Source organism: uncultured Novosphingobium sp. (assembly GCF_964277725.1).
Classification (GTDB): Bacteria; Pseudomonadota; Alphaproteobacteria; order Sphingomonadales; family Sphingomonadaceae; genus Novosphingobium; species Novosphingobium fluoreni.
This window is the reverse complement of the sequence record NZ_CAXYKL010000064.1, coordinates 1-5,199: the sequence shown is the minus strand read 5'-3', so window position 1 is coordinate 5,199 and position 5,199 is coordinate 1. Positions and strand designations below refer to the sequence as shown.

General features: G+C 63.5%; 7 protein-coding genes and 1 tRNA gene. 2 read left to right on the top strand and 6 right to left on the bottom strand.

Annotated features, from left to right (window positions below; translation table 11 throughout):
• Positions 1-1,541 (top strand): CTP synthase (locus ACHWRX_RS03880; protein WP_394658161.1); only part of this gene is annotated, 1,541 nt, incomplete at its 5' end.
• Between the two features lie 12 nt (positions 1,542-1,553).
• On the opposite strand, the gene ACHWRX_RS03875 is transcribed toward ACHWRX_RS03880, so the two are convergent.
• From ACHWRX_RS03875 to grxC, 5 genes are all read right to left on the bottom strand, one after another.
• Positions 1,554-2,339 carry a TSUP family transporter gene (locus ACHWRX_RS03875; RefSeq protein ID WP_394658160.1) on the bottom strand — a complete coding sequence of 262 codons (786 nt, stop codon included), beginning with the start codon at positions 2,337-2,339 and terminating at the stop codon, positions 1,554-1,556.
• Between the two features lie 65 nt (positions 2,340-2,404).
• Positions 2,405-2,481 (bottom strand) — tRNA-Arg (locus tag ACHWRX_RS03870).
• Between the two features lie 39 nt (positions 2,482-2,520).
• Complete coding sequence (locus ACHWRX_RS03865; protein ID WP_394658159.1) at positions 2,521-3,051, bottom strand: DUF1178 family protein; 531 nt, start codon at positions 3,049-3,051, stop codon at positions 2,521-2,523.
• Positions 3,048-3,875 carry a carbon-nitrogen hydrolase family protein gene (locus ACHWRX_RS03860; protein WP_394658158.1) on the bottom strand — a complete coding sequence of 276 codons (828 nt, stop codon included), beginning with the start codon at positions 3,873-3,875 and terminating at the stop codon, positions 3,048-3,050. The genes ACHWRX_RS03865 and ACHWRX_RS03860 overlap by 4 nt, the downstream gene beginning before the upstream one ends.
• Positions 3,876-3,881: 6 nt before the next feature.
• Positions 3,882-4,142, bottom strand: a complete 261-nt coding sequence (grxC, locus tag ACHWRX_RS03855) for a glutaredoxin 3 (protein WP_058735359.1) — start codon at positions 4,140-4,142, stop codon at positions 3,882-3,884.
• Positions 4,143-4,307: 165 nt separating this feature from the next.
• Between grxC and ACHWRX_RS03850 the strand changes: the two genes are divergently transcribed.
• Positions 4,308-4,781 (top strand): Hsp20 family protein, encoded by a 474-nt coding sequence (locus ACHWRX_RS03850; protein WP_288483592.1) that lies wholly within the window; start codon positions 4,308-4,310, stop codon positions 4,779-4,781.
• Positions 4,782-4,858: 77 nt separating this feature from the next.
• Here ACHWRX_RS03850 and ACHWRX_RS03845 read toward each other — a convergent pair.
• A partial coding sequence (locus ACHWRX_RS03845; protein ID WP_394658157.1) for a YbhB/YbcL family Raf kinase inhibitor-like protein occupies positions 4,859-5,199 on the bottom strand: 341 nt, incomplete at its 5' end.

The window sequence follows — 5,199 nt, the reverse complement described above, 5'->3', positions numbered from 1 at the left end:
GCGGATATAAGGTCCGCATCCGTAAGTTCGATCCGTATCTCAACGTCGATCCGGGCACGATGAGCCCCTACCAGCATGGCGAAGTCTACGTGACTGACGATGGCGCGGAAACGGACCTCGACCTGGGTCATTACGAACGTTTCACCGGCGTCTCGGCGCACCAAGGCGATAACATCACGTCCGGCCGCATCTACCGTGACATCATCGCCAAGGAGCGCCGTGGCGATTACCTCGGCGCCACCGTGCAGGTGATCCCGCATGTGACCGATGCGATCAAGCAGTTCGCGCAGGCCGATACCGACGATCTGGACTTCGTGCTGTGCGAGATCGGCGGCACCGTCGGCGATATCGAAAGCTTGCCCTTCATCGAGGCGCTCCGCCAGCTGCGCAACGAGCTGGGCCGGGAACAGACCTGCTTCGTCCACGTGACGCTGGTGCCCTACATCGCCGCTGCGGGTGAATTGAAGACCAAGCCCACCCAGCACTCTGTCCGCGAACTGACCGGACTGGGCATCCAGCCAGACGTTCTGCTGTGCCGCTGCGAACGGCCATTGCCGGAAAGCGACCGCGCCAAGATCGCGCTGTTCTGCAACGTAAGGCGCGAGGCGGTGATCCCGGCGCTTGATGCCCCGAATATCTACTCCGTCCCCGTGCAGTACCACGCCGAGGGGCTGGACGCCGAGGTTCTCCATCACTTCGGCATGAGCACGCCGGCCCCGGTGCTGACGCGCTGGAGCGATATCGTCGATCGCTATCAGAACCCGGAGGGTGAGGTCACGATCGGCGTGGTCGGCAAGTATGTCGGCCTGCCTGACGCCTACAAGTCCTTGAACGAGGCGCTTGTCCACGGTGGCATGGCCAACCGCGTGAAAGTCCACATCAACTGGATCGACGCCGAGATTTTCGAGCGGGAGGACGATTCGGAAATCGCCGCTTTGCTTGAGCCGATGCACGGCATCCTGGTGCCTGGCGGTTTTGGCGAGCGCGGCACCGAGGGCAAGATCGCCAGCGTCCGGTTTGCGCGCGAGCGGCAAGTGCCGTTCTTCGGCATCTGCTTGGGCATGCAGATGGCCTGCATCGAAGGCGCCCGCGCGGCGGGGATCGCCAATGCCTCGTCCACCGAGTTCGGGCAGACCGATGAGCCAGTCGTCGGCATCATTACCGAGTGGATGAGCAAGGACGGCTTGCAGAAGCGCGCGGATGGTGGCGATCTGGGCGGCACGATGCGCGTCGGCGCGTATCCGGCGATGCTTTCGGCCAACAGCCATGTCGCGGCGATCTACGGCGCGAACCAGATTTCCGAGCGCCACCGCCATCGCTACGAAGTGAACGGCGCTTACCGCGAGGCGCTGGAGGGCAACGGCCTGATGTTCTCGGGCATGTCACCCGACGGACTGCTGCCTGAAATCGTCGAGCGGCCCGATCATCCCTGGTTCGTCGGCGTCCAGTTCCATCCAGAGCTGAAGAGCAAGCCGTTCGACCCGCATCCGCTGTTCGCCAAGTTCATCGAGGCGGCGGTGCGCCAGGCCCGCCTGGTCTGACGGCGGCGACGCTTAGAACCCGCCTTTCAGGATCGTCCAGAGCGGGTTCTTCGGGTCCGCCAGCAACTTGATCGTCAAGGCGATCGACATGATGACCAGCAGGGGGCGCGCGCCGCGTCCGCTGTGACGGATGGCGAACCACGCACCTAGCTGATTGCCTGCGATATTGGCCACCGCCATGCCGAAGCCCAGCATCCACAGGACCTTGCCGCCCAGGATCATCGCCGACAGCCCGGCGACATTGGTGGCGAAGTTGATGAACTTGGTGTTGGCGATTGCGCGCACCAAGCCCAGACCGCCCAGCGCCACCAGCGCCGTCGTCAGGAAAGAGCCAGTGCCCGGGCCGAAGAAGCCGTCGTAAAAGCCGATCGCGGCGCAGACCAACGACAGTCCGGTCCGCCCGAGCCGGGCATGGCGATCGACATCGCCCATCGGCGGCGCAAGAAGGTAATACAGCGCCATCGCCACCAGCAGCACCGGGACGACTGCGGCCAGAAAGCCGGAGTCGATCCGTTGGACGGCGAAGGCGCCTGCCATCGAGCCCAGGAATGCGCCGGCAACTGGTATCGCAAAGGCCTTGAAATCGATGCGGCCTGCGCGCCAGTATGCGATCACGGCCGAGCCGGTGCCGAACATGCCTTGCAGCTTGTTCGTAGCGATGGCGGCAACCGGGGGGATGCCCACGCTCATCAACGCAGGAATGGTCAACAAACCGCCGCCGCCAGCCAACGCGTCGATCGACCCGGCGACGAATGCCGTTGCGATCAGGAAAGAAATAGCTTCGATGGTCAGGTCCATGCCCGGGGCGATAAGCCGAGGCGCACCGCGCGGCCAGCAAGAAATCGAAGGAAAATTCGGCAGGTTGGTGCGCCCGACGGGATTCGAACCCATGGCCCCCAGATTAGGAATCTGGTGCTCTATCCTGCTGAGCTACGGGCGCACGCCGGGGCTTCTTACGCAGCGGTCGTCAGCTTGGCAATCAGTTCGCCTGCTCGGGTGGCACCACCGGGAACGGCAGGGGGGCGACGGCAATGCCCTCGTCCAGCAACTCGCGCGCTTCCTCGATCGTCGTCTGGCCGTGGATCGTCTCCGCCTCACGCTCGCCGTAGTGCATCGCTCTGGCATCATCGGCGAAGCTGCTGCCGACGAAGCGTGACGATTTCAACGCCTCTGCCTGCATCCGGGCCAGCTTATGCATCAGCGCCATTGCCTCTGGCGGAAGCGGGGTCGAGGAAACTGCCGGTGCTGCGACTTCAGCAGGAGCAGGTGCCGGGAGTGTCGTGGGGGCGGGTGCGGCAGCGGGCACGGGAACAGATGGCGCATGCACCGGAACCTGGTTGCCCTTGCGCCCCACATGCGGCGCCATCAGCGCCTTGCCGATATCGGCGGAGCCGCAATTGGGGCAGGTCAATAGGCCAAGCTCTTCCTGCCGGGCGAAGTCTTCCGACGAACGGAACCAGCCTTCAAACCGGTGCTGGCCTCTGCGACATTCCAGATCGAATACTATCATCGGCGCGCCTCATCATGGATCGCGCGGCGATTGGCAAGGCTTGGCAGTTGGCGGCGCACTTCGGCAGTGCGGACAGGATCCATATCGACGAATCCAACGCCGCTGGTCTCGCCGCCCATGTCCAGCAGGACTTCTCCCCAGGGATCGACCGCCAGGCTGTGGCCGTACGTAGCGCGGCCATCCTGGTGATGACCGACTTGCGCGGCCGCGATGACGAAAGCGCTGGCTTCCACCGCGCGGGAGCGCTGGAGCAGGTGCCAGTGCGCCTTACCAGTCGGCACGGTGAAGGCGGCCGGGATGGCGATCACGTCGCATTGCCGCTGGCCCAGCGCCTCGAACAAGGCGGGGAAGCGCACGTCGTAGCATACCGCCAAGCCCAGGCGACCGACCGGTGTGTTCACTGTCACAACCTCGTCGCCCGCCGCATAGGCTGACGATTCCCGCCAGGTTTCCCCGTTCGCCAGATCGACATCGAACATGTGGATCTTGTCGTACCGAGCGGCGATCTCGCCGGCGTCGTCGATCACGAAGGCGCGATTGGCCCAGCGCCCATCTTCTTTCCGAATGGCGAGAGAGCCGATCGCGACCCACAGGCCCAGCCGCGCCGCAGCTTCGCGGACCTGCGCCAAAACCGGATCGTTTGCTTCGCCAGTGATCGATCGCGCTGCACGGGCGCGGTCACGATCCAGCAGGCCCGACATCTCGGGCGTGAACAGCATCACCGCGCCGCCTGCCTTGGCGCGTTCCATCGCCCCAACGATGGTGGCGGCGTTGACCACGGGGTCGATGCCCGTGGTCATTTGCAGGATCGCGACCCGCTTCATCCAGCGTCAGAGGCCCAGGATGGGATCGAGTTCGCCCTTGCTGTCCAGCGCGCTGATATCGTCGAAACCGCCCAGCGGCTTACCGGCGACGATCACCTGCGGGACGGTACGTGCGCCCGGAACGCGCTCTTGCATTTCCTTCTTCTTGGGGCCGCCCATGGTCACGTCATGCTCTTCGTAGGCGACGCCCTTCTTGTCGAGCAGGGACTTGGCCGCGACACAGTAAGGGCAGCCCCACTTGGTGTAGATCTCGACTTTCTCAGCCATTGAAATTCAGTCCTTTTGCTTGTTTGCCGCAAGCTCTTGAAACGCGTGGCGGCTATCATATCTTCGATTGCGAGTCATGGCCCGGCTACGGGGATGACTCGCCAACGAGGCGCCGGGTTCCCGGGCCTTGAATTTACGAAGATTGCTCAATGGAGGATTTTTGTCATGAACCGTATCGATTTCACCCCATACCGTCGCACCATGGTCGGTTTTGACCGCCTGTTCGACATGATCGAGAATCAGGCGCGCGTGCAGGGTGGAGACAAGTACCCACCGTTCAACGTCGAGCGTCGCGGCGCTGATGCCTATCGCATCACGCTGGCTGTCGCCGGGTTCAAGCCCGCCGATATCGACATCACCGCACAGGCCAACCTGCTTGTGGTGAAGGGCAGCAAGCCTGACGATGGCACCGAAGGCGAAATGCTGCACGTCGGCATCGCGCAGCGCGGCTTCGAGCGTCGCTTCGAACTGGCGGATTATGTTCGCGTTCAGAACGCTGACCTTGCGGACGGCCTGCTGATGATCGACCTTGTGCGCGAAGTGCCAGAGGCCATGAAGCCCAAGAAGATCGCGATCGGCGGCAACACGCTCAGCGTCGTCGACGGTGGTCAAGAAAAGGGTGAGGCTGCCGCCGCCTGACGGTTCGCATCAGCCTGAAAGAATGGGGCGGCCCGGGTGATCCCAGGCCGCCTTTTTTTGTCGCTTAGCTGTTCAGCCTAAGCCAGCGACGTTCCCAGATCGCGGTTACCGAGGCGTGGTTCCACCACGCTGTCAGACCGTACTCCCGCATCCTCTCCGCGTGAGTACGTGCCCACGAGCAACCCAGCAGACAGGACATTGCCGCGCAAAGCCTCGATTACGCTCGAGCGACCGGGGTTAGGATCAAGATCAGGCGTCTGGCTCAGCGCAAAAAGCTGGAAGACATAGTCGTGATTGCCGTGTCCGGTGGGCGGGTCGGGCGGCAGCCAGCCTTCGGAAAGGTAGCTGTTCTTGCCGACATCTCTGCCATCCGCACCGCCATCGCCGTCCTTGGCAATCATCCCTTCGCCCAGGCGGC

Excerpts from the sequence above, each read along its gene's own strand:
- ACHWRX_RS03875 (WP_394658160.1), bottom strand. The coding sequence starts at position 2,339 with ATGGACCTGACCATCGAAGCTATTTCTTTCCTGATCGCAACGGCATTC.
- ACHWRX_RS03865 (WP_394658159.1), bottom strand. The coding sequence starts at position 3,051 with ATGATAGTATTCGATCTGGAATGTCGCAGAGGCCAGCACCGGTTTGAA.
- ACHWRX_RS03860 (WP_394658158.1), bottom strand. The coding sequence starts at position 3,875 with ATGAAGCGGGTCGCGATCCTGCAAATGACCACGGGCATCGACCCCGTG.
- grxC (WP_058735359.1), bottom strand. The coding sequence starts at position 4,142 with ATGGCTGAGAAAGTCGAGATCTACACCAAGTGGGGCTGCCCTTACTGT.
- ACHWRX_RS03850 (WP_288483592.1), top strand. The coding sequence starts at position 4,308 with ATGAACCGTATCGATTTCACCCCATACCGTCGCACCATGGTCGGTTTT.